This is a genomic window from Slackia equolifaciens (assembly GCF_003725995.1).
Lineage (GTDB): Bacteria > Actinomycetota > Coriobacteriia > Coriobacteriales > Eggerthellaceae > Slackia > Slackia equolifaciens.
Window position 1 is genome coordinate 25,468 of sequence record NZ_QIBX01000004.1, and the last position, 23,344, is coordinate 48,811.

18 protein-coding genes are annotated in these 23,344 nt (G+C 61.1%); 4 read left to right on the plus strand and 14 right to left on the minus strand.

Annotated features, from left to right (window positions below; all coding sequences use genetic code 11):
• Nucleotides 1–2: 2 nt before the first annotated feature.
• Nucleotides 3–2,489, minus strand: coding sequence for a molybdopterin-dependent oxidoreductase (locus DMP06_RS03705; RefSeq protein ID WP_123208411.1), 2,487 nt, complete (start codon nt 2,487–2,489; stop codon nt 3–5).
• Nucleotides 2,490–2,947: 458 nt separating this feature from the next.
• Here DMP06_RS03705 and DMP06_RS03710 point away from each other — a divergent pair, with 458 nt between their 5' ends.
• A complete protein-coding gene (locus tag DMP06_RS03710; protein WP_245962357.1) occupies nt 2,948–4,522 on the plus strand; it encodes a helix-turn-helix transcriptional regulator in 1,575 nt (524 codons plus the stop codon).
• 21 nt (nt 4,523–4,543) lie between these two features.
• Here DMP06_RS03710 and modD read toward each other — a convergent pair whose 3' ends face one another.
• The 4 genes from modD to DMP06_RS03730 all read right to left on the minus strand — a co-directional run bounded on the left by modD (nt 4,544) and on the right by DMP06_RS03730 (nt 9,700).
• Nucleotides 4,544–5,386: a ModD protein gene (modD, locus tag DMP06_RS03715; RefSeq protein ID WP_123208413.1), complete on the minus strand. Its 843-nt coding sequence runs from the start codon at nt 5,384–5,386 to the stop codon at nt 4,544–4,546.
• Between the two features lie 174 nt (nt 5,387–5,560).
• The gene (locus tag DMP06_RS03720; RefSeq protein ID WP_161957805.1) at nt 5,561–7,000 is read right to left on the minus strand and encodes a helix-turn-helix transcriptional regulator; all 1,440 of its coding nucleotides are present in this window, start codon (nt 6,998–7,000) and stop codon (nt 5,561–5,563) included.
• Nucleotides 7,001–7,332: 332 nt separating this feature from the next.
• A complete protein-coding gene (locus tag DMP06_RS03725) occupies nt 7,333–9,060 on the minus strand; it encodes an FAD-dependent oxidoreductase (RefSeq protein ID WP_123208415.1) in 1,728 nt (575 codons plus the stop codon).
• Complete coding sequence (locus DMP06_RS03730) at nt 9,053–9,700, minus strand: cytochrome c3 family protein (protein ID WP_123208416.1); 648 nt, start codon at nt 9,698–9,700, stop codon at nt 9,053–9,055. Before DMP06_RS03730 ends, DMP06_RS03725 begins: the two co-directional genes overlap by 8 nt.
• A gap of 372 nt (nt 9,701–10,072) precedes the next feature.
• Between DMP06_RS03730 and DMP06_RS03735 the strand changes: the two genes are divergently transcribed.
• Together DMP06_RS03735 and DMP06_RS03740 are read left to right on the plus strand one after the other, a co-directional pair.
• Complete coding sequence (locus tag DMP06_RS03735; RefSeq protein WP_380782774.1) at nt 10,073–10,426, plus strand: type II toxin-antitoxin system RelB/DinJ family antitoxin; 354 nt, start codon at nt 10,073–10,075, stop codon at nt 10,424–10,426.
• Entirely contained in the window at nt 10,423–10,914 is a 492-nt protein-coding gene (locus tag DMP06_RS03740) for a type II toxin-antitoxin system VapC family toxin (protein ID WP_123208418.1), read from the plus strand. The genes DMP06_RS03735 and DMP06_RS03740 overlap by 4 nt, the downstream gene beginning before the upstream one ends.
• A 171-nt stretch (nt 10,915–11,085) precedes the next feature.
• Here DMP06_RS03740 and DMP06_RS03745 read toward each other — a convergent pair whose 3' ends face one another.
• From DMP06_RS03745 to DMP06_RS03770, 5 genes are all read right to left on the minus strand, one after another.
• Nucleotides 11,086–11,820: a 2-oxoacid:acceptor oxidoreductase family protein gene (locus DMP06_RS03745; RefSeq protein ID WP_123208419.1), complete on the minus strand. Its 735-nt coding sequence runs from the start codon at nt 11,818–11,820 to the stop codon at nt 11,086–11,088.
• A complete protein-coding gene (locus DMP06_RS03750; RefSeq protein ID WP_245962358.1) occupies nt 11,817–14,339 on the minus strand; it encodes a thiamine pyrophosphate-dependent enzyme in 2,523 nt (840 codons plus the stop codon). The genes DMP06_RS03745 and DMP06_RS03750 overlap by 4 nt, the downstream gene beginning before the upstream one ends.
• A 165-nt stretch (nt 14,340–14,504) precedes the next feature.
• Nucleotides 14,505–15,470, minus strand: coding sequence for an SIR2 family NAD-dependent protein deacylase (locus DMP06_RS03760; protein WP_123208420.1), 966 nt, complete (start codon nt 15,468–15,470; stop codon nt 14,505–14,507).
• A complete protein-coding gene (locus DMP06_RS03765; protein ID WP_123208421.1) occupies nt 15,467–16,411 on the minus strand; it encodes an SIR2 family NAD-dependent protein deacylase in 945 nt (314 codons plus the stop codon). Before DMP06_RS03765 ends, DMP06_RS03760 begins: the two co-directional genes overlap by 4 nt.
• Entirely contained in the window at nt 16,408–17,418 is a 1,011-nt protein-coding gene (locus DMP06_RS03770; RefSeq protein WP_123208422.1) for an SIR2 family protein, read from the minus strand. Before DMP06_RS03770 ends, DMP06_RS03765 begins: the two co-directional genes overlap by 4 nt.
• Before the next feature lie 183 nt (nt 17,419–17,601).
• Between DMP06_RS03770 and DMP06_RS03775 the strand changes: the two genes are divergently transcribed.
• Nucleotides 17,602–18,027 (plus strand): Rrf2 family transcriptional regulator, encoded by a 426-nt coding sequence (locus DMP06_RS03775; RefSeq protein ID WP_123208423.1) that lies wholly within the window; start codon nt 17,602–17,604, stop codon nt 18,025–18,027.
• A gap of 130 nt (nt 18,028–18,157) precedes the next feature.
• Here the strand turns inward: DMP06_RS03775 and DMP06_RS03780 are convergent, their stop codons facing one another.
• From DMP06_RS03780 to DMP06_RS03795, 4 genes are all read right to left on the minus strand, one after another.
• The gene (locus tag DMP06_RS03780) at nt 18,158–18,862 is read right to left on the minus strand and encodes a TorD/DmsD family molecular chaperone (RefSeq protein WP_123208424.1); all 705 of its coding nucleotides are present in this window, start codon (nt 18,860–18,862) and stop codon (nt 18,158–18,160) included.
• Nucleotides 18,863–19,023: 161 nt separating this feature from the next.
• On the minus strand, nt 19,024–19,872 hold the full coding sequence (locus tag DMP06_RS03785; RefSeq protein ID WP_123208425.1) for a dimethyl sulfoxide reductase anchor subunit family protein: 849 nt from the start codon (nt 19,870–19,872) through the stop codon (nt 19,024–19,026).
• A complete protein-coding gene (locus DMP06_RS03790; RefSeq protein WP_123208426.1) occupies nt 19,873–20,460 on the minus strand; it encodes a 4Fe-4S dicluster domain-containing protein in 588 nt (195 codons plus the stop codon).
• Entirely contained in the window at nt 20,461–23,334 is a 2,874-nt protein-coding gene (locus tag DMP06_RS03795) for a molybdopterin-containing oxidoreductase family protein (protein ID WP_123208427.1), read from the minus strand. It lies immediately after the preceding gene.
• Nucleotides 23,335–23,344 lie beyond the last annotated feature (10 nt).

Genomic DNA, 23,344 nt, shown 5'->3' on the forward strand with positions numbered 1-23,344 from the left:
CCTTACGCCTTGGAAACCTGGACAATCATCGAGTGCGCATTACCGTTGCCCTTGGACAGCGGCGTCGGGTGATACGTGGAAAGCGTATTCACGCAGCCACCCTCGTCGATGCGGTCGCCGTCCATATTGGCGTTGTGCCACGCGCCTTGCGGGATGCCGATCGTGCCCGGAATGATGCGAGGGGTCACCTTGGCCTCGATTCGAATCTCGCCCGCGGGGCTCTTTACGGCGCAACGATCGCCGTTCTCGATGCCACGCGCCTCGGCGTCGACGGGATTAATCCACATCTGCTGACGGGCAACCTTCTCCAGCTCTTCGATGAAGCCGAAGGAAGAATGCGTACGGCTCTTGTGATGGAATCCCGCAGCGTACAGCGGGTACTCCTCGGTCACGCTGCCGTAGCCCTGGAAGCCCGGGGTGAACACGGGGATGGGGCTGATGGTTTCGCCATCCTCCAAATCCCACGTCTCGGCGATGTTCGCCAGGGTCTCGGAGTAGATTTCGATCTTGCCAGAAGGCGTTGCCAGCGGATGCCCCTCGGGGTCGTTGCGGAAATCCTCCAGGCCGATCTTACCGGGCAGCTCGCGCTTGTACACGCCCTGCTCGCGAATCTCGTCCCACGTAGGCATGTTGCCGTCGGCCTCGGCGCCCGTCTCATAGAGGTACTGAATCCATTCCTCCTGGGTGCGGCCTTCGGTGAAGTCCTCGCGCAGGCCGAACTTGTCGGCGATGTCGGCGCACACGTCGTAGCTGGTGCGGCATTCGCCCGGGGCCTCCTGCGCAGGGCCGCCCACGGTCACGCCGGTGTACCACTCGGCGTAGCCCTGCGTGTACATGTTCAGCTGCTCGCCGCGCATGGCGTCAGGAAGCAGAATGTCGGCATACTTGGCGGAGTCGGTCATCACGGTATCCCAAACCAGAATGAACTCGCATTTGCTCTCGTCCTGCAGGATGTCGTGCACACGGTTGATGTCGCCATGCTGGTTGGTAATGCAGTTGCCCGCGTACTCCCACAAGAACTTGATACCGCAGGGGAGCTTATCCACGCCCTGCACGCCGGCATTGGTGGCGGTCATCTCCTCGCCATGGTCGACGGCGTTCAGCCACTGGTACACAGGAATGGACGCGGTCACATGGCTCTTCTCCGCCAGCGAAGGCAATCCGCCCACAAGCGACACGTAGGGCTCCGCCTCGCGCTGACCGGTGTTGGTTCCGGGCAGGCCGAGTTTGCCGATAAGGATGGGCAGCATGCAGATGGCACGCGTAGCGTCTTCGCCGTTGGTGTGGCGCTGCGGACCCCAACCCTGCACGATAAACGGAGCATCGGCCGCCGCGATCTCGGAGGCAAGGGCGCGAATGGTATCGGCGGGAACGGCCGTAATCTCGGCCGCCCACTCGGGAGTTTTCTCAACCATGTCGTAGCCGGTGCCCATAATGTAGTCACGATAGGACTTGTTCTGGCCCTTTGCGCTCTCGGGCAGGGTCTCCTCGTCGTAACCCACGCAGTAGGTGTGGAGGAAGTCCAGGTCGATCTGGTCGTTCACGATCCACTCATGCGCGATGGCGCTCGCCAGCGCGGCGTCGGTGCCGGGGCGAATGGGCAGCCATTCGTCGGAATGTCCCGAAGCGCTCTCGTTCAAACGGTAGTCGATGTTGATGATGCGACCACCGCGACCCTTGACGGCTTCGCGCACACGGGCGAAATCCCACACGATATTGCCGCCGCCCATGCGGGTCTCAGCGGGGCTGTTGCCGAACATGACCACCAAATCGCTCGCACGCTCGGCCTCGGTCATGGAGCTCGCGTTCACGGCGTCATAGGGGCTGAACGCCGTGGCCGGCTTGCCCAGCGTGACATGGTTGCCGTTTTCGTCCAGGTTGCTCGAGCTTCCGTACATATAGGTCATCACGCACTGGAGCATATGCGTGGAGTAGTCATACAGCGGGTTCAGCTTGCCGCCCAGAAGGTTGAGCAGGCGGTCGGACGGATTGCCCGTCACCGAATGCATGCCCGAACCGTAGGTGCGATAGATCGCCTCATTGCCGTACGTTTCGATGGTGTACTTCAGTTTGTCGGCGATGGTCTGGATGGCCTCATCCCAGCTGATGGCCTCGAACTTACCCTCTCCGCGCTTGCCCACGCGCTTCATGGGCTGTGTCAGACGGTCGGGATGGTTGAGCCAGCGACGCATAGAGCGGCCGCGCAGGCAGGCGCGTGCCTGGAGCGCATCCTCGCCGGTATTATCCGTCTCCATGTACAAAACCTTGCCGTCCTTGACGTGCCACTGGAACACGCAGCATCCGCCGCAGTTCACATTGCACTGACTCCAGACGATTTGCTCCTCGCCGTCGGCGAAAGCCTGGGCGGGCGCAGCGCTGAACAAAGAACCGGCAGCGGTCGCCGAACCTCCTGCGACCGCCAAAGCGCCCAGAGCGCCGGTGGTCTTCAGGAAATTGCGCCGCGTGACGGCATGTGCAGTCTCCGACATAGTCTCCCCCTCAAATCTCGCGTTCCTCTTCGTTCGCGTATTCAAGCGAAGCGTCATACCGCTTGTCGTTGCCCTCGCTTCGTACGAATGCTTTAGGGGCGGGCGAATGGCGCGCTTCGCTTGCGCCGGTTGCCTTGGATCGCGCGGCCTGGGCCCTCTCCTCCGCGCTTCACCCGTATGCGTCAACAACGCACCTTTGACGGGCTCCATCCGGCAACGTTTGCGATGCCTAGCATGCCATGCATGTGACTGAATCCTTGTCACATGATTCGTGCCATTTAGCGTTTTTCATTCGTGATTTGTCACATATTTTGCAATTCGAACGCCCTATCGCCATTATGGCAAGCGCAATTGCACGGCATCGCGCTACACTGCTGCAGACGCATCCAACAGCATGACTTCCAGCGGGCAAGCGCCCTGCGGTCCACCGCAATTCTGGATCTGAGAGAGGAGGAATCGTGCCACAGCTGAGCGCCCTCAAAACCAAGCCCACGATCTCGAGCCTAGGCTTCGCGCTCTTTCTTGCCGTCAACGCCACGGCGGTTTGGGGCGGCGTGTTCCCCTTCCTCCCCTTAAGCATTCAAACCGAATCGTTCACGACGGCGTTCTTTTTGGCGCAATCGCTCATATTCGCTCTGAGCTACCTTGCGAGCACGCTTGGCGTGTACTTCTTTCCCGACCCCGCCCGTCGCTTTCTGGTGTGGGCCGCAGGCGTGCCGTACTTCCTCGGCTGGTGCGCGCTCATCGGAGCCGCTTACCTGAAGGCATTCGCGTTGCCGCTGGCAGTGGCGGGCGGCGTGTTCATCGGCGTTGGGTCTGCCGGGTTCTACATGGCGTGGCAGCGTCTGTTCGCATCGCAAAAACCCAGCGTGGGCAACCGAGACATGATCGTGGGCACGTTTTTGGCGCCTATCATCTATTTTGCGCTGTACCTGATTCCCATTGCCGTGACGGTGTTTCTCATCCCGCTGGTGTTCATGCCGCTGTTCGCCTTGAGCATCGTGCTCACCAGCCGCACCGTGAACCTCGATCAGCCCATGTTTCGCGACGTGCCGCGCGAGCACCCCAGCGTCTATCGGCAGGCGCTCGCCGATTATTGGCGCAGCGCGTTTTCCATCGGCGCGTTCGCGCTCTCGTGCGGCGTCATGCGGGCGCTCGCCGTCGAAACGCCCGAAGTGGGCGCACTCGTGAACCTGCTCTCAATGGGCAGCATGCTCGTGGCTGCAGGGGCGCTCATGCTCACCTGGCAGCTCAAGTCGCTGAGGATAAACATCTCGCTGGCGTTCAGGGTGTTGTTTCCCTTTGTCATATCGGCGTTTTTGCTCCTGCCTGTTTTTGGAAACGGATTTCTGGCGCCCTTCACCGGGGCACTTTACGCCATTTACAACTGCGCCATCATACTGATGATGATCCAATGCGCACAGGCGTCGCGCGATCGCGGCATCAACCCCGTATTCATCTATGGGTTCTTCGCCGGCATCGTGTACATGCTGCATGACCTGGGATACCTAAGCGGCATGCTGGTGATTGACCTGAACGTGTTCGGGCCCCAGCCGTTTACCGCCATCGCGCTGTTTACGGTGTATCTGCTGGCCATCATGTACTTTGTGGGGCAGGGCGGCTTCAAGCAGGCGCTTTCGCCCAATCGTGCGCGAGCCGAGCATATCGAGCTCATTCCCACTGCCGCCACTCCCGCCACGCGCCACCGCGCGAGCGCCAGCGTAGATGCCGCCCCGGGCGAGGAGGCGCCGCAAAAGGAGTTCCGCGACCGCCTTTCCAAGCAATGCGCCATGGTCAAGAAGCACTACAAGCTCTCCGACCGCGAGGCCGAAATCATGGAGATGATGGCGCGAGGCGATACCGTTCCTCGTCTGGCGCAAAAGCTCATGGTGTCCGAGAACACCGTGCGCACGCATACCAAGCGCATTTACACGAAGCTGGACATTCACAAGAAGCAAGAGATGCTCGACCTGCTGAGCTCGTTCAACCCGCGGGCGCTGCATGAAGAGGGCAAATCAGACGAAGGCGCATAGACGCCACAGTTGATTCGGCTCTCACTCCACGGTCATACGCACGCTCATATCCAACGGCTTTGCCGTGAACAGTGACGTGGTGACAAGCCCGTCCACCCCGGTAGCAGCATATTCGGCGGCGTTTTTAGGAGTAATCCCGCCGGCGGCAATGAGCGTCAGCCGCGGGTCAATTTCGCGCAGCTCTTCCACCAAAGCCCCCAGTTCGGCGGCGGGGATCTTGTCGAATTGGATGCCGTCCACGCCGGCATGCGCCAAGACACGTGCTTCCTCGGCATTTGCCTCAACGAACAGTTTCTTTTCGATGCAGCGGCGGCGCACGGCGGGAAGCTGCTCCACAAAAGCGTCGAACCCGCCCATGAATTTCGTGTGATGTTCAAACACCAGCGCCGTTTCGGAAAGGCCCAGCCTGTGCGGGAACGCGCCGCCCGTCATAATCGCCTTTACCAGGAAGTCCTTATTGCCCGGCGTGGATTTTCTCGTGGTGAGCACCTCGCAGCCGGGATTGACGGCATGGACCGCCTCCACCATCTGGGCCGTCTTGGTTGCCACGGCAGAATAATGGTCAAAGAGGTTAAGACACACCTTCCACATCATGTGCAGGCCCGCCGCCGTGCCTGCGACTTTCATGAACGGCTGCCCCGCTTCAAGACGCGTACCGCTAGGCAGAGAGCGCTCAACCGAAAGGCCCAGCTTGGCCGCGATGCGCGAGGCTTCTTCGGTGCAGCAGAGCACGCACGCCTCCCGCGTAAAGTATTCCATGCTGCCGCGCGCATCTCCGATGCCGAGCACATGCGTCGTAAGATCGATATAGGGTATGTCTTCAGCCAGAAGCTCGTCTAAACGGGCATCCGATATGCGAACCATGGTGCCTCCGCTCTACGGCGCGATGATTGACTATGCATGCAGAGGCGCACTTCTCGTGCGCCCTCGGCTGTATTATATTCCACCGCAAGAATAATGAAGGTACAGTATCGAGCCGCTTCGGCTCGCATGCCGCGTATCGGATTACAACATGCGGAACGAGAAGAGTCTCGGCGGCTAAGGCCTGCCAACCGAGGCCGTCGGTTGCTCTTCGTTGATGCGTTGCGCTCCGTCGTTCTGCTCTACCAGGTCGATTAAGTCTTGATGAGCGTGGATGCCTAGCTTGGCATAGATATGTTTCACGTGCGCCTTTACCGTATTCCGCGATACGGTAAGTTGCTCCTGGATGTAGGTGCGATCGCGCCCGCGGGCCAGCATCATGAACACCTCGAGCTCTCGCGCGGTCAACCCGTAACGCTGTGCCACCTCGCGGCAGCGATCCTCGAATTGCAACTCGGGAGTCGCCGTGGCGGCATCAACCGCGGGCACCACGCCCTGGATGGTTTCCGCGAAACTGAACCGATGGAGCCCTATGAGCGCATAGCCCACGAACACCAGGATTAGAGCGCCCTGAGCCGCGGCGACCAAATGGGTGTCGACCCCGAACGCCTGACCCATCCACACGCCAATCGCAGCCCCGAGTGTAGTGCCAAGCCCCGAAACGCCACGGCCCCATGCAAATATCGCAACCGATGCGCGTCGGTTGCGCGCCGCCGCCGCAATGAGCACCACCCAGGCAACGATGTCAAACAGGGTATTACCCGCCGAGAGCAATGTGGTCGCAGCCATACGAGCCTCCAGGCCCAATGCGGCGTAGATGAAGAAGCCCCCGACAACGCAAAGCACCGAGATCTGCGTGAGCAAATCGGCAGAAAACGCCCCATCGCGTCGCACCAGCACAAACACAGCAACTATGGCAACGGGAACGATCACAAGGAAGTCCGACAGCGGCACGCCCTCCATTTCGCCAAAACGAAGGGAAAATCCGAACGCTACGCGAAACAGAAACAGGCACACAAACAACTGGCTCCCAAGCGATAAGAACGACGACGGCTGAGTGACCGCCGTATCGATGGGCGCCTCGCCTCGTTCGATCTCTTGAAGCACGGGCAGGGCCTCGCGCCATACAAGCGCGAGCGCCACCATGGGCAGCGCGAGAAAACCCACAAGCCCAATGCCCGAAGGAACAACCCACGAGAACACCGTGAGAAGGTAGTAAGCGACAAACGCAAGCGCGATGCAGGGCGCAATCTGCCTGCTGGTCAGGCACGATGCCGCCGCGACTCCCACGGCGACCATGGCCCATCCGCGCGCGACAGCAACGACGCACGCAGCGATGGTCAGAGCCCAGGCATTGCCCCACGCAAGCGACCATACAAGGAGCACCGAACCCAAGATCGTCCCCATCACAACGATGCGCACCGATAGCGCGACCCGCAACCATAAGGGGCGAAGCGTTCCCACAAGTCCTAAGGCGATCAGCGTCGCGGCATTCGCCACCACCGAGATGTCGCGCGCATATGTAAACAAGGGATCGAACAGGGGAAACACCGATACGTTCATAAGCGAGGCCGCCAGCAAGACGCACGTGACCGCAGCGCAAACGCGCACGAACATGCCAGCGCCTCCCTCCGGCTGCAAGTCAACGGCAGAATTCGCCGTCTTCCCCTTAGCCTTTCTCCGTTCTTCATTCGACGATTTTGAAATGCTCCCCGTTGGCATTTCGCCCTCCCTTTGGTCGCTCCTCCATCCAAGCTTCGGCGCAGGAACGCCGAAGCCGGACGGGCATGAGCATTGTATCAGCGGCCTCCCCTTTGAAATCCGCGCGAGACACGTCAAAACCCCGCCGGCTTCAAAACGCCGGCGGGGCGGAAGAGGAGGGGCTTGTATGTTGGGCCATGTCTGCCAACGGCTCATTCGCCTGCAGCCATAGCCCATCCGCGTTTGCGCTATTTGCCCTGCGCAGCCAGCATGCCGGCGCGACGTCCGAACGTCATCGTGCGCCCAGCGGCCAGCCCCGTCATAAGGTTGGGGTAGCTCACGCTAAAGAAGCCGCCCGAATCGTTGCCCACCATGAACAGGCCATCGATCTGCTTGCCTTCATCGGTGATGGCATGCATATCGGTGTTGATGCGCACGCCATCGATGGTGGCCAGGAACCACGCACCCGTGCGAACGCCATAATATGGCGGATGGTTGAGCTTGGTGAGGCGATAGGGCTCCTTGTTGTAGTCTTCGTCCTTGCCCGCATCGGCAAAAGAGTTATAGCGCTCCCATGTGGCAACCGTAGCTTCAACAGGAAGATTGAGCTTTTCGGCAAGCTCTTCCATGGTGTCGGCCTGCTGGATGTATCCCGCCTCGATGAGCTCCTCGAAATCGCTCGCCATCTTGCTGATGGGCATGTTGGAGGGAGCCCCGTTATCGAAAGGATACAGGCGGCAGCAACCCACTTCGTTGAGGTGTTTCACCTGGTCGACGTAATCGGAGTCCCAGATATCCACATACGTGTGATGCGGCTGCATGTAGGCGGAGTGCAGCATGTAGTCATACGGACCGCTTTCGTTGCAGAAGCGCTCGCCGTTAAGATTCACCTTAAGGAAGGGCTGCTCGCCAAACCAGAACCATTTGCCGATGAGATCGCTGCCCGCCACCTCATCGGGCTTGCAGCACGCGCGGTTAAACGTGACTGCGCATCCCAGCGGGTCGATGGCCGCGCCGCACCACATTGCAGCCTTGATGCCATCGCCCGTGCAGGCACCGCCCACGGGAACGTTGATCTTAAGGCGGTTGTTCCACGCCTGGCGGGCTTCCACCATCTCGGTGTTGGCAACATAGCCGCCGGTAGCAAGAATGACTCCCTTGCTGGCATTCACACGAATGTAGTGCAGATCGTTGCCGTCCTGGCAGATGACGCCAGTAACGCGGCCCTCGTCGTTCTGCTCGCATTTGACGAGCATGGTGTCGTAGCGGAACTCCGCGCCCAGTTCGATGGCATAGTCACGCAGGCACGTGCCGAAGCTCACGTTTTCGTCTTCGGTAAGCTTCTCGGGGCTGTGGCCCGTGGCCCACGCCTTGTCGCGCGCGCCCTGGCCGGTAGTGCCGATGGAGCCCTCATGCCACATGCGGAATTCGCCGTTTCTCTCCACGATGTCGGCAATCCAATCGATCATGGCGCCGGACTCATCTGCCCAGAGCTTGATGAGGTTGTAATCCACAAACCCGTTGGCGTAGCGGACGATGTCCTCCATGATTTCCATCTTGTCGATGGCGAATTCGGGGAATTCCTCCTCGGTCTCCTGCTGATAGCGGGAGTTCACTGCGCCGAGGTCTTCGCGCGGATCGGCGATCTCGCTCATCTGTTCGATGCCCAACACCTGCGCGCCGTTCTCCGCCGCCGATATGATGGCCGGAATGCCGCCCGTGCGACAGCCTACCACCACAACCTCGGTCTCGAGCGTCTCGGTGATCAGCGACTCGTCAATCTCGGGCGCCTCGCCCAGCCAACTGGGGCTTGCGGGAGCCTGGGTGGTTTCGTTCTTTATTTCGGCGTTGTTGACGTAGCCGTTTCCGCAACCCGCCAGCGTGGTGGAAGCCGCGGCGGCAAGGGCGGTAACGCCGGCGCCTTTCAGAAAATTGCGGCGAGAGAAGCCCGCAACATTGGATGCGTTCTTATTCACTTGCGGCCTCCCATCCCTCGGGCAGGTTGAGCTGATGACACTTAGCACAGTAGAGCTGGCTGGTCTCGTGAACCTTGTGGCAGTCGCCGCACTCAAGCTGGTTGTCCTGATGGCTGGAATGCGGATTGTACTTGGCGTCGTTGCCTTCGAAGCCCCACGTGGCATCCACGATGTCGGCCATGCTGTGGCACTCGGGGCGCGCGCAGAACTCCTCGTTAGCAAATTCCTTGCCCGTAGCGAGCATCCCGTCCTCGCCCATGGGATAGCTGTCCGACACCCACGCCATGACCTCGCTCACCTGCGTAGTGATTTCGGCCTCGTGGCAATCCAGGCAGCCGTCGCCTGCCTGGGCGTGCTGCGTGACCAGCTTGCCAGGATCGTTGGACGTATAGCTTTCGACATATTTGTCCATCGGGCTGTGGCACACAGCATTGCAGAAGCTGGGCTGCTCGTGCCACACCCAGAAGCCCGCGCCGGCGGCAACGATGACCACCACCGCAACGATAGCGGCGATGATGCCCTTCCTAGGGCGTGCCTTCTTGGGAGCCGCAGCGGACTCAGCGGCGTCGGCGGACACTGCCGCGTTCTGCTCGACGGCGTCGGTCTGCACGAGATCCTGGCCGTTGCTGTTCTCGGTCATTCCCTCCCCCTTTCCTTCGATTCTGTCGGGAATCCGTGATGTCAGAATGCATCCGAAGGAGGAAAATGGCTATGCCCCCCGTGGGGTAATCTTTGAGAAATGCCTGTTCAGATAAGGTTTCGGGCTTGCGCACTTCATGCAATCAGGCAGCGGCTCGCAAACCACCCACGACAGGAGCTTTTGGATTTCCTTCCTTTCGTTGCATTGCACAACAACAAGCTCTTGTATAGCTTTCTATTTAATGCTATACATAAAGGAGACGATTGAGACGCCAGCAAAGGAGGCGCCATGTCGAGTCAGTCGCTAGTAGGAGCTCCCATAACCGCCCAAAACGAGCCGTCCGCCGCGAGCCGGACGTCGCACCAGGCCCAGATGAATGTGCGCATGGATGCGGCGCTGAAGGCAAGTGGAGATGCGGCCTTAGCTCAAGCGGGATACACCCCTTCTGCCGCCGTACGCGCGCTCTGGGCATTCGCCGCGACTCACGCTGCCGTACCGCAGGAAATAACCTCTCTCTTGGATTCGGCGGAATCTGCCGCAAAAGATGAAGCGGACAATCGTGCCGCCCATCGGCTGGCCCTTGTCGAAAAGGGCCCGCGCGCCATCGCGTCTTTCATGCATCGTTTCAATGCAGGTGCCCCAGTCGCCTGCAGCGGGTATGAATCCGATGATGACCTTCTCTTCGAAGCCCTAACTGAGCGCATGCGCGAACGGGGGACGCTATGAAGGGCGCACTATCATTCCTCCTTGACACCAATGTGTGGATGGACCATTACCTGGCAAGACCGCAAAGAGCAAACCCCGCGACGCGCCTCTTGCGCCAGGCCGCTCAATGCGAGCACGTGGCGTTGTTTTACGCCCCCACCACCGCCAAGGATGTTTTCTTTCTCCTGGAGAGAACGCTCAAAACAACGGCCCGCTCCGAAGACGCAGAGCTGCCGGAAGGCGCAGCGGAAGCGGCACGTGAAGTAGCGTGGGCTTGCATAGATAACATGAGCGAATTGGCAACGACGGCTCCCATCGATGAGAGCGAGCTGTGGATAGCACGCAAATTCAGACGCGACCACGGCGATTTCGAAGACAACCTCATCATTGCCGCCGGGGAACGCGCCAACGTAGACTACATTGTTACGAGCGATAGGCAGCTTCTCGCCCACTTACCGGCAATAGCCATAACGCCGCAACGGGCCTGTGAGCTTATCGGACAACGCTAGGCGCCTCGCGATAATCCCCAGCTGAAAATCAACCGCGTGTTTAACCGCGATTGTGCGCATAAAAAAGGGGCTTCGTAGCCCGACGCCCCCTTCAATACTCCGCCGCTTAATCAGCCGCCTAAGCGAGCAACGCCTTGACGACAGGTATCACACCCTGGATGGTTTTTGCCCCTAAGCAAGCAATGCCTCTACCGCATCGATGGTGGCGAGGTTCATATCTTTGAACCGCGGCTTCACACAAGCAGCCACGGCGTCCTTGAATTCCTGCAGGGTGAGGCCGAGTACGCCCGCATGCACGGCAACAGTAAGCAGCACGATGTTGAGCGTTCTGGCGTTGCCGATGCGATCGAGGATGGGAGCCTCGTTCACCACGTAAAGCGTGCTGATGGACGGGGCGGCTTCCTGAGCGCTCTTCTGGTCCGGCATGAGAAACGATCCTGAATCAGTGGGGTTGATACAAGACGCGCCCCCCTGACGCTCCTCGCATGCAGGCTCGGGTTCGACGCGTGCGACCTCTTTCACGCAGGCCGCCTTCACCCGCAACGCCTCAAGCATGGCGCTCGCCTCGTAGGGCTCTTTGGAGAGCGACGCCGTCACAGGCTGCACGACGCGCGATGCCGTCACCATCACGCCGCCGGGCCTCAGGATACGCGCCATGCGCACGCCCTCGCCAGGCTCGAACGCAATAAGCATGTCGGCACAGCCTTCCGACACCAGAGGTGCCGCCGCCTGCTCGCCGCAATCGCCCATGCGTACGTGGCTCACCACGCTGCCGCCGCGCTGCGCCATGCCGATGGTCTCAGCGGTGCGCACGTGCCAGCCGCGCGCCTGGGCGGCCTGCGCCAGAGTCTTCGCTGCAAGCACCGTGCCTTGCCCGCCGATTCCCGTAAGCACTATGTTCTTCATTGCGCATCCTCCTTGGAATCGGCAGTCGCCTTGATACAGTCGAACGGGCAGACCTGGGTGCACAGGCCGCAGCCGGTGCAGAGCGTGGGATCAACCGTTGCGACGCCTGGACGTTTGCGCGCTCCTTCGCTTACCTCGCGTGCGCCATGCACGTCAAAGCCGATGGCCGGGCATCCGATGCTCGTGATGCACTTCTTGCACCCCGTGCAGGCCTCGGTATCGATGGTCACGGGTGCTTTGGGCTTCACCAAGTTCACGCACGGCGCACGGAAGATAACGGCCGATATCCCCTCGTGCTCGAGCGCGTGCGCCACCGCGTCAACGCTTTCTTGCAGGTGATGCGGGTTGGCGTGCTCGATGCACTTCACGCCCAGCGTCTCAAGCGTCGTCTCGATGGAAAGCGGCTCGCTCATCGTGCCCATGAGCGTGCGCCCGATGCCGGGATGCGGCTGACCGCCGGTCATGGCCGTGGTGGAATTGTCCAGCACGCACACGCAGATGTCGTGCCCGTTGTAGGCAGCGTTGGCAACACCCGTCATGCCGCTGGCGAAAAACGTCGAATCGCCCACGAATGCAAGCTGCTTGACGCCCGGCTCCACCGTGCCCAAGCCCTGCGCCATCGTGATGCCGGCTCCCATGCACAGGCACGTATCCACCGCGTCGAGCGGCTGGGCGTTGCCCAAGGTGTAGCAGCCGATATCGCCCGAGAACACGGCCTTCACGCGCATCGCGCGAACTGCCTGCTTAGCGGCGTAGAACGCGCCACGATGAGGGCATCCGGCACACAGCACGGGCGGACGCACGGGAAGCTTCGCGTTCGGGGCAGCCTTCAGATGGTCGATACGTTCATCCAGGCGCGCGATGCGGCGTACCGCGAGCTCATCCTCAAGTTCGTCGCCGGCAAAGCCGCGCGCCTCAAGCTCCAGCGCGTCGAATTGACACCGCAATACTTCAACGGCGGATTCCACCGTGTTTTCGCCTACCCCATGGCAGGCGCCACTGCGGCGCCCTTCCACACGCACGACGGAAAGCCCCGACGCCGCACGCAGGCCCATGAGGCGCACGAACTCATCCTCAAGCACATGGTCGAGTTCCTCGAACACGATGATATGGTCCACGCGATCAGCGAAAGCGCTCGCACGCTCCAGAGGGAACGGGAACGGCGTTCCCACCTGCAGAAACTCATACGGAATGGAGCCGTATAGGCGGCTTCGCTCCTCCGTGGCGGGGTCTTGTGCAATCATCGCAAGCGCCTCGCGCACATAGGCGGTCGACACACCGCCGCACACGATGCCGAGCGTTTTGGCGGAGAAATCGGCATGCGCGGCCGCATTCGGCGAAGCGTCGGATGACGTGGAGCGTTCTGCGTCATCGCCCGACGTCGTTGCAACTTCCGCACCGGCATCCAACGCAGCAAAGCCGCACGCGTCAGTGCCCGATTCGATGGGATTGAATCGGGCAAGGTTGCACGGAGACGTCAGCTCAGGCGCAGGAACCATGCCTGCACGCTCATCGGGACGTATCTTCTCCATTGTGGCGATGAGCTCCGCTCGCTCCTTATCGTCTTCTGCCGCACCCTTAGACTCAGCTTGGCTATCAGGATTGGCAAGCGCTTCACCTTCGTGAGAGCCAGGGAGAGCATCGCTTCTGCGCGAGCCGTCCATCGCCCATTCATGCAGGTCAACCGCCGCTGCGGGCAGCAAGTAATCGGGCAAGAGGTCGGCCGGATTCGTGCCGATGCCCTCATGGGCGGCCGCACCCATGCACATGAAAGTGCACTCATCATCGCCAAAGCTCTCGCCTGCATCGACAAACGCCCTAACCGGCTCCCCGTTCTCGCTGACCTGCGTTCCGGAGAATTCCGCCTCGATCCATTTGAGACGCTCGTTGACTTCGCGATGCCCCTCGGCGGCGCGACGCGGGAAAATCACCCATCGGGTGTCATCCTTCTTGAAACCCTTTGCCGGACGCGCATGCGTCACGTCAGCCACCTCCACGAACGTGGACGAATGGCACACGCGCGTAGTGGCGCGCAGAATGACCGGCGTGCGATAGCGCTCGGACAGGTTAAACGCCGCACGCATCATCTCGATGCCTTGCTCGATGTTTTCAGGGTCGAGCACCGGCACCTTGGCGAAAGCCGCGAACCGGCGCGTGTCCTGCTCGGTCTGAGAGGAAATGGGGCCCGGATCGTCAGCCACATATAGCACGCAGCCGCCTTCGATGCCCACGTAATTCAAGCTCATAAGCGCGTCGCTGGCCACATTGAGGCCCACCTGCTTGCACGTGAACAACGTGCGCGCGCCGGCGTACGATGCGCCCGCCGCCAATTCCAACGCCGCCTTCTCGTTGGTGGACCACTCCACGTGAACGCCCTGCGCGCTGCCGTCGGCCACGCGCGCGGCGATCGTCTCGATGAGCTCGCTGGAAGGCGTGCCGGGATAGCCCGCTACCACGCCCACGCCCGCTTCAAGCGCCGCGCACGCGAACGCCTCGTTTCCCATCAGCAGTTTCTTCATTGGGACCTCCTTTGCATCGGCCCGCATCGCAGCGCATCCGGAGTAATTCGAGCCGGCGCAGAACAGTTCAATTGCTCTATTGTAGGCGAAACAGAAAAGCCGCCGAGGCTCGCAAGCCCCGACGGCCGAATTGTTCATGCGGATGAAACGGATGCGGCAGCTCTCCTATCTTCCCAGGCGCTTACGCACATCGCGCAGCACCTGAGCGATATCGGCCACAATGACCGAACCTTTATCGGACAGCTGCTTGGGGAGGTAATCGTATTTGTCGTTCACCGCGATGTAGAACGCATCGGGCAAGCCCAGCGTCAAATTCCAGAACGGCTCCTGGATGAACATGGGCGTCAGGCGTCCTACGCCCAACTCGATAAACAGCATGCGACGGCTGGCGTTTTCCTGCACATAGCGCGACACCTTTTCATACTCGGCTTCGTATCTCCGCCCCTGCAAAAGATTGCCATAGCCACGCACCCACGGGAACGCCTCCGCCCCGCAATGCGGGCAACAAGGAATCATATCCTCCGGCACCGAAGTTCCCTCGCCCATCGCCTCTATCATGCGGTTCACCGGGCCAACCGCATCCCACAAGTAATCCGTACAGCAGCGCGAACACTGAAAGAATCGATGGTCGCCTTGGATCTCCGATACCTTTTCCTCAAGAAATGCTTTCACGAACTGCGTATCTTGATTGGTGGTCACAACGTGAAAGTCGCGGCCGTCAAGAATCGCGGCAAGGTCATGGTAGGGAGCGCGTATCGGAGCCGACTGCGTAGTGTGGAGGAAGGTGGCAAGGTATCCCCAAAATTCGCCGCGATCGTCCCACCGGTGAGACATGCCGTCGAACGCCCCGTTGAACCCGTACTTTTCGGCGAACTTGCCGAAGTATTTCTTGTACGAGTCGTTGTTATCGTAGTAGAAGTCACCGCCACCCGCCGCCGAAAGGCCCGATGCGCCACCCACGAGAATGCAATCGGCCTCCTGCACATTGCGTGCGAACAAATCAATCTGCTCGTCATAGGAAAGCGGCGAAGGGCCCGCCAACTCGTAAGGCACCCCGCCGCGGGCATACACGCCGTAGTACTGCTCGTAATTTCGCTGGGCTTGAATCACCAATTCCTCGTAGAACGTCACGCGTCTTGCTCCTTTGTCTCTTGTTCATTCGTCAGCATGTCAAATACGTTGGCGATGTCGCCCGTCACGGTGAGCGACCGGCCCTCAAGTTGGCGCGGCTCCGATGCCTTGCCCATATTCACCCGCAGGTAGAACGCGTTGGGATTGGTACGGGTCATCTCCCAAAACGGAATTTCGATGATGCTCGGCGTCATGCCGCCTACCCCCAGCTCAAGAAACACCACCCGCCTGCCGCCCGCAAGCGCATCCGATACGAATCGCTCGTAGCGACGTTTCCCGTCGCGCCAGGCCTCACCCTCGAGAAATCCGTGGTCACGAACCCAGGGAGACCTGAGCCAACCACATTGAGGGCACCGCGGCAGAAGGTCAGAGGGCACTGCAACGCCATCATCCCCCATGGCATCGAGCATTGCGCGGGCCACGGGCAACGCGGACACCAGCTCGTCACAGCAGGGCTGGCAGCATTGCAAAAAGCCGAAATCGCCCTGGAATAGCCATACGCTTTCACTCGGGAAGGCGCGGCGGACCTGGCCGTCGACATTGGTGGTAAGCACGAAATACTCTTTGCCATCGAGCAGCTTCGCGAGCTGGCGATAGGCACGACCCACAGGCGCGTTCTGCAGATATGCGATATAGGCGGCCAGAAAGCCCCAGCGCTCCTCGTTGGTGGCATACAGATGGTAGAAGCCGTCCATCAGCGATGAGAACCCGTGCGCCCGCTCGAATTTGGCAAAGGGGCAATCAAAGGCAGCCGAGCGCCCGTAGTGGTCGTAGCCGCAGGCGGTGGACATGCCCGACCCAATGCCACACACCACCATATCGGCATCCGCGAGCACATTGCCCGCTTGTTCGACTTGGCGCGCAAACGTCGCCTTGTCCACCGCAGGAGGGGCGGCGTTGGCACTTAAGTGCTGGGCATAGAGCCCCATGAGGCGGCTCATAGGCGCACCTCGCCGACACGGGCGAACCCCTGCGTCTCGCCCGATTGAGGTGCAGGGCCTTCGCTCGCGAGCTCGCATAATGCCGAAAGCGCCTCACTCAAGTCGCCCTCAACCGACGCGATGCGGGCCGCAGGAATCGCGGGAAGAATCGCCGGTTCGCGGTTGACCACAACATACGATGAGTTCGGAGCCGCTTCGGCGAACGCCATAAGCGGTCGCTTGATAGCAAGATTGCGTTGTCCCATACCTAGCTCAAGAATGAGGATTCGCTCGTTTTTGTACGCTTCGAGAAACGAGCGGAAGCGCGCTTGCTGCCGCTGGAACAAGGAGGTGCGGGCGAGCGCGCCCGTGTCGTCAACGGCCGCATCAAGCGGGGCGCCGCAATACGGACACCGCGGAATAAGCGCCTCGGGCACCTCGATGAAGTTGCATGCCCCGGCGAGGCGTTGTCCGCGCGTTGCGCCCTGCGCTTCCGAGCCTCGCCCATCGCTTGCGTCCTGAGCCCTCGAAGCGCGTTGCGCCATGCAATCCAAAACATGCTCGACAAAAGGCGAGGCGTCGTGATGTTCGTCGGAGCATATCGCCGAACAGCGCAGGCGCGCGAAACTTCCTTCCGTTTCAAACAGCCCATCCGCATCGAATCCCGCACGTTCGAAACGCCCGTTGCAGTTGCACGTTATCACGAAGCGCGGCTTCTCCCGCGTAAGCGCGTCAAGGGCCCGCATGGCGAAAGAAGGCCGATACGACAGCCATCCGTATTCGACGAGGCGCGCCAGATATGCCCAGCGCGTCCGCCAGCTAGGCCATTGGGCCGCAAGCCCCTGCAGTATGCTGGTCAGGCCGAACATGCGATTGAAATCGCCGAACGTCCGCATGAATTCCCGATCGCAGGCGAATTGATTGTACCCATCGGCAAGATCGAAACCGTTGCTCGCCGCCACAACCACCGCATCAGCATCGTGAAGCATGGACGCCACACGATCAACGCCCCGGTTGCCTCCGTCCACTTTTGCATTCCTTTCTGCTGTTATATTTTTTACAACAGCAGAATATCATGCAATGGGAGATGCAGCAAGGCTGTTATAATATTTTCAACAGCAATATGCAGGATGAGACTTCGCGACGCCAATGCATTAAGAGACAGCAGGCGTGGAAGCGCGGCGGAGGCACCACAGCGGAAAGAAGGTCCAATGGCACACTCGACAAAGCTCAGCGACGCCATGCATATACTTGTGTTCATCGAAACCAACCCGAATGGCGATCTGACCAGCGACGCCATCGCGACAAGCCTCGCCTCCAACCCGTCATCGGTGCGCCAGATGATGGGCAAGCTCAAACGCGCAGGCCTCATCTCGTGTGTGACCGGCCATGCACAGCCCGCACTTACGCGTCGGCCCGATGCCATCACGATGCTGGACGTGTACCGCGCCGTGGAAGGCGACAAACCGCTCTTGCACCTGGACACGCACACCAATCCCGAATGCGGTCTGGGCGTGAACGTGCAGCTGGTGATCGGAGAAAGGTTCGGCGAGGTGCAGCAGGCGGCCGAACAGGCAATGGACCGCGTCACGCTCGCCCAGGTCATAGAGCAATACGAGCGTCGCATTGCGAAATAGAGGAGGTACGCCCGACGGTCGAACCAATGTTCCGCGCAACAAAAAAGCCGCCGAGATCCGACAGGTCCCGACGGCGGAATTGGTCGCGCGAGCGAAATGAGCGGGCGGACGCGCGCCCTTCGACACGCCCCTATGCCGCGTTGCCCAGAGAGGAAAGGGCCTCGATTCCTTCGCGCATCGATTCCGGCTCCTCGTCGAGAAACGCCTTGGTCAGCTTCAGGCAGCCGCGATAGAAGCGGGTGGAAACCAGCTTGTTCGCGAGCGCCTTGAAGCGGGGGAACCAGGACGCGATGTGCGCTTCGAAAAACGCCCGCTGGCTCTCCAGAATCCTTGAGGCGCGGTCGAAATCGCCTCCGTCAACCGCCTCAAGAGCCCGGTCGCACAGATGGGCCATGAACTCGAAGATGAACGAGAGGTGGTCGTCGGGCAAATCGAGCCCGTCTTTCACCTTGACGGCAGACTGCCTGAATGCGCGAAACACCTCGCCGCTCGCCTCGCCCATAATCAGACCGCCATCGTAGCGATAGAGCGATTCGAACGGCTGCGCGGCACGGCCTTCGTAGGTCTGAGCGCCATAGAACACCGACGTGTAATCAGCGGCAAGTTCCTGACGCGTGCCTGTGTTCCGACGATGCAGATAACGATACAAATCGTTGTAGCCGTCGGCATAGGGCGAGCCCTCTTCAGACGCCAGTTCGGCCAAATCCAAAGCGGCAAGCGCATCGATTTGCTCCTGGGTGAGCGGCTTGAAATACAGCTGCGCGAGCATGCGGTACATCGATGCGCGACCGGAAAGCATCTCTTCGATATCGCCAGGGGTCATATCTTCGTTCATGGTCTTTCTCTTCTCTCAGGAAACAGGCGAGGCGCAGCCTCGCGGGCAAGCTGCGGTACGCTTGAGGGCGGGCGTCATCCGCACGCCGCTGCAAATAAGCGGCAGGTATCATCCGGGCGGTGCCGAAGGGAGGGAAACGGCACCGCCCGCAAAGCCTAGCGCTAGATGTTCATCATTACGCTGGGAACGGTGTGGCTAAACAGATCGATGTAGCCCGTGGCGCACAGCCACATGAGCGAGCGCACCGCCAGGCCGCCGACGAACGCGCAGACAAGCCCCGACACGTCCACGGCAATTGCCGGCATCTTACCGCCGCCGAATACGCCCAAGCCGCTGATGACGAGCGTCGCGACGATGCCGAGCACAACCACGCCGCCCCACAGCACGAGCGCCTGTGACGAGGCGGCATCGATACCGAGAAACGCAACGTAAGCCACCAGGCCGATGGCGCCCACGACCGCAGCGCCCAGCGTGAAGACGCCCAGCTTTCCGCCAAACTCCTTCTCGTCACCCTTTAGGGCGACAATGGTGCCGTACAAAAACGCACCGCATGCGAGCGAGGTGCCCAGATACGCGAGAGGAAGCGTCTCGCTGTTCCACGTGGGCTGAGCGTCAATCACGTAGCCGTGGCCGCAGAAGAAGCCCAGCATCAGGCCGAACGCGATACCCAGCACGGCCAGCACCTTCACAGGAGTCGTCGCGTTGCTGCGCTTGCGCACCAGAATGTAGGCAAGCATGACCACGAAGTTGGCACCCAGAAGCATCAGCTCGATGGAGATGCCGGAGAACGAAAGCAGGTTGGTCACGGCGCTGATGGCGTGCAAAGGCGAGGCGAGGTGCAGAACCGAGAAGCAGCCGCCCAACACGATGAGCGCGATGGCTACGATCGACCCGGCATCGCGCACCTTGGATGAGCCGCCCAGGAACTCAGACAGCCCGACGAACGCGAACAGCGATCCGCCCGTGCCTGCCAGCAGGGAGAACAAAACAAGGGGCCATTGGATCTCCATTTACACCAGCTCCTTCCAGCTTGCGAACTTAGGCGACAGGATGTAGCGCGTCACCGGCTGGGAATCGCCGGGATCAGGCAGCGAGTGAATCGCCTCGGGCGGATACTTCGCCATCTCCTTGCACACGTCGCTTTCGGGGTCGTCGAAATCACCGAAGAAACGCGCACCGCAGTTGCAGTTGTGCACACAGGCGGGCACGCCCGAACCGTCTGCCGTGATCTGGGAGCACAGGGTGCACTTCTGCACGCATCCCTGCTCCTCGTTGAATTCGCGCACGCCGTAGGGGCAGGCGTACATGCAGTAGCGGCAGCCGATGCACTTCTCGCGGTCGATCAGCACATACCCCGTCTTCTCGTCGCGGTACGACGCGCCCGTGGGGCACACCGCCACGCACTGGGGATTGCGGCACTGCTGGCATTGCGAGGGCAGCCAGTACTTCTCCACGTTGGGGAACGTGCCCGTGGGGCCCAAGGCAATGACCTTGTTGTAGAAGTGGCCCAGGGGCAGATCGTTCTCAAGCTTGCAGGCGACGATGCAGCTGTCGCACCCGCTGCAACGGTCAAGGTTGATGAGCAGGCCGTATGCCATTTAGAACACCTCCTCGGTGACAGGTTCGTTTTGCAGCGTGGGCATAAGCGGCTGGAACTGCTCGCTTTCCACCCACACGCGCGCAGGACGCTCGCACTTCTCGATCTTCACCGTGAACGCACGATAGCTGTTCGTGGCGAAGCAGGGGTTTTGGAACTCGTCGGCCGACATGCAGTTGTAGCCGCACTCCTCGATGCCGGGCGAGATGCTTTCCTGCGAAGCGTCGAAGCACTCGGGGTTCCAGAAGCGCTCGGTGATCAGCACGCCCGGCGCGATGCCCTGCGTCAGATAGGCGCGTGCATGGGAGCTACCGCGACGCGAGGTGATCTTCACCCAGTCGAGGTGCTCGATGCCGTATTCCGCCGCCGTCTGCGGGTTGATGCGCAGCTCGGGCACAGGCATGACCTCGCGGATGAACGGAGCGTGACGCATGGTGCCGTGATGGAAGTGCGGCAGGCGTCCCGTGGTGATGACCAGCGGATACTCCGTATCAGTGAGCGGGCTTTCCGTGGGCTCCTTGAACACGCAGATGGGCGTGTAGTCCTCGCATGCCTCCTGCTCGTAGGGGTACATGTACGGGAAGCCGGTGCGCGCCAGGCGCAGCATGCTCTCGCTGTAGGCCTCCACCTTGCGGGAAAGCGTCGCGAAGCCGCGCGGCAGACCGTCGGACACCTTGTCTTTGTACTGGTAGTACACCATGTACTCGTCGATGGGGGTCTCGGTATAGCGATGGTCTACGTCAGCGATCATTTCGTCCCACGAAGCATGGCCCATCTGCTCGGCCCAAGCCTGACGAGCAGCATCGCTGCTCTCGAAGAACGGCACCTTGAAGGCGTCGGGGTCGAAGCAGTTCTCGGCGCCCAGATGCTCGACCACCGACTTGCCCACCTGGTACGGCGACACGAACGGGTTCACCGTCTCGCCCAGATGCGTCACGTGGCAGCGCGCATAGTGGCGGTTGAAATGCGTCGCGGGGCTCTCATAGCTGTCGTACTCGAGCCATTCGGTGGTGGGCAGGAACAGGTCAACCGACTGCACCGTGAACGACGTCATGTTGGGGTACTGCTGGATGATGAAGTCCTGTTGGTCGTAGGCCTTCTTCCACTCCAGGGCAGGGCCCATGACGGCGTACTTGTTGCCCGACATCTCATACATAACACGCGGACGATACGGCTCGCCGGAGGTGATGGCTAGGCGCAGCTCCTTGGGAGCGCAGGTCTGCCACTGATGGATGCCCTTGTGCGCGGTAGCGCCCAGCGTGTCGCACTTCGACTGGAAGAAGTAGCGGCGCATCTCCTCGCCGTCACGGCCCTTGGCATCCCAGCCCGCCACGATGTCGTCCAGCAAGCGGTCGTTCTCCTTCTTGGTCAAACCGGCGGTCCAACCCAAACCATAGCGCTCGAAGCTCGTGGAGGCGGCGCCCAGGCGCGATGTGGGGCGGTCCTCAGTCAGGCTTGCGGGGCCGTGGTTCTGATAGGCGGAAAGCGGCGTTTCGATACGGCCGAGCAGGGTATCGATAGCGAGCATGCCCAGAGGCGCGGTGGACGAGCACTCCTGATGGTCGGAGAACACGCCGCCCGAGATGCCACCCCAGTCGGCGCCGATGTACAGATCGAGCGCTTCCTTGATGCGGTCAGCCTCGAGCCAGCACGTCTCGGCAGCGGCGTCGAGCGTCCAGGGCTCGGCCTCTTCCCAATAAATCTGGCCGGCGGTCTTGGACTCTACGCCATTGACCTTGGCCGTGGTGAACGGAACGGGGTCAACCGGGCTATCCTCGGGAGCGGAGAAGGGGAACGGCTGAACGGAGTTGGTGCGCGCGTCAAAGCACACGTATGCCGGGGTGTCGTACACGCCGTTCTTGTCGGCCGCGGGGTTCTCGTAATCGGGCCACACCTCTTCGGCCTTGTACGGCAACTTGGTCTCGGGGTTCACCAAGAACGGCAGGTTGGTCCAGTATTTGACGAACTCCTCGTCATAAGCCTTCGTGTCGATGATGTAGCGAATCCATGCCAGCAGCAGCGCGGTGTCGGAGCCGGGGCGCACGGGCAGCCACACATCGGCCTTCACAGCGTCGGCCGTCATGTAGGGATCCACCACGATAGACTTAACGCCCAGGTTGGAGCGGGCATCCGCCAGACCATGGCCGCCGTGCGCGGCCTTCGAGGCGCTGGGCTGGCTGCCCCACATCACAAACACGCGCTCGGAATCATCGCGGCGCGTGCCGTCGAGCTCGGCGTTGTCCACGATGCCCACGAAGCGGTCCACGTTGTCCATGTCCACGCAGCAGTTGAAGCCCACGCTCGTGGTAGAAACGAAGTCGCGCGGCATAGCGCACTGGCATGCGCCTGAGGCGAGCGAGTTACAGCCGCCCACGGTGTAATCCATGCCCCACGTTTCCCATTCGATGTAGGCGCCGCCGCCTCCGCGGGCGCTCCAGTAGGCATAGGGGCCGTACTTCTCAACCGCGGTGGCAATCTGCTCGCCGGCCAGGTCAACGGCCTCATCCCAGCTGATGGCCTCCCACTTGTTCTCGCCGCGCTCGCCCACACGCTTCATGGGGTGAAGTACGTGGCGAGGGCTGTACAGCGTCTGCATCTGGCCCAGGCACTTCAGGCAGATGCCGCCCTTGTTCAGCGGGCCGTCGGGGTCGCCCTCGATTTTGACCACGCGGCCTTCCTCGGTGTACACGCGCACTGGGCAGCAGTTGGTGCATCCGTGGCAGGCGGTCTTGTGCATGACGCGCTCCACGGAACCGGCGGCATACGCCTCCTCGGCCGGCTCAAGCAGCTGAACCGAGCCCGCCGCCGTGAGCGCTGCGGCGGCTGCGGCCGCGCCCTTCACAAAGCCGCGCCTCGAAATGGTGGCTTTCTCCATTATCCATCCT

What these genes read in the sequence shown, in the direction of transcription:
- DMP06_RS03775 (WP_123208423.1), top strand. Translation starts at nt 17,602, where the DNA reads ATGGCACACTCGACAAAGCTCAGCGACGCCATGCATATACTTGTGTTC.
- DMP06_RS03780 (WP_123208424.1), bottom strand. Translation starts at nt 18,862, where the DNA reads ATGAACGAAGATATGACCCCTGGCGATATCGAAGAGATGCTTTCCGGT.
- modD (WP_123208413.1), bottom strand. Translation starts at nt 5,386, where the DNA reads ATGGTTCGCATATCGGATGCCCGTTTAGACGAGCTTCTGGCTGAAGAC.
- DMP06_RS03735 (WP_380782774.1), top strand. Translation starts at nt 10,073, where the DNA reads ATGAATGTGCGCATGGATGCGGCGCTGAAGGCAAGTGGAGATGCGGCC.
- DMP06_RS03790 (WP_123208426.1), bottom strand. Translation starts at nt 20,460, where the DNA reads ATGGCATACGGCCTGCTCATCAACCTTGACCGTTGCAGCGGGTGCGAC.
- DMP06_RS03765 (WP_123208421.1), bottom strand. Translation starts at nt 16,411, where the DNA reads ATGAGCCGCCTCATGGGGCTCTATGCCCAGCACTTAAGTGCCAACGCC.
- DMP06_RS03720 (WP_161957805.1), bottom strand. Translation starts at nt 7,000, where the DNA reads ATGTTCGTGCGCGTTTGCGCTGCGGTCACGTGCGTCTTGCTGGCGGCC.
- DMP06_RS03750 (WP_245962358.1), bottom strand. Translation starts at nt 14,339, where the DNA reads ATGAAGAAACTGCTGATGGGAAACGAGGCGTTCGCGTGCGCGGCGCTT.
- DMP06_RS03740 (WP_123208418.1), top strand. Translation starts at nt 10,423, where the DNA reads ATGAAGGGCGCACTATCATTCCTCCTTGACACCAATGTGTGGATGGAC.
- DMP06_RS03705 (WP_123208411.1), bottom strand. Translation starts at nt 2,489, where the DNA reads ATGTCGGAGACTGCACATGCCGTCACGCGGCGCAATTTCCTGAAGACC.
- DMP06_RS03730 (WP_123208416.1), bottom strand. Translation starts at nt 9,700, where the DNA reads ATGACCGAGAACAGCAACGGCCAGGATCTCGTGCAGACCGACGCCGTC.
- DMP06_RS03745 (WP_123208419.1), bottom strand. Translation starts at nt 11,820, where the DNA reads ATGAAGAACATAGTGCTTACGGGAATCGGCGGGCAAGGCACGGTGCTT.
- DMP06_RS03795 (WP_123208427.1), bottom strand. Translation starts at nt 23,334, where the DNA reads ATGGAGAAAGCCACCATTTCGAGGCGCGGCTTTGTGAAGGGCGCGGCC.
- DMP06_RS03785 (WP_123208425.1), bottom strand. Translation starts at nt 19,872, where the DNA reads ATGGAGATCCAATGGCCCCTTGTTTTGTTCTCCCTGCTGGCAGGCACG.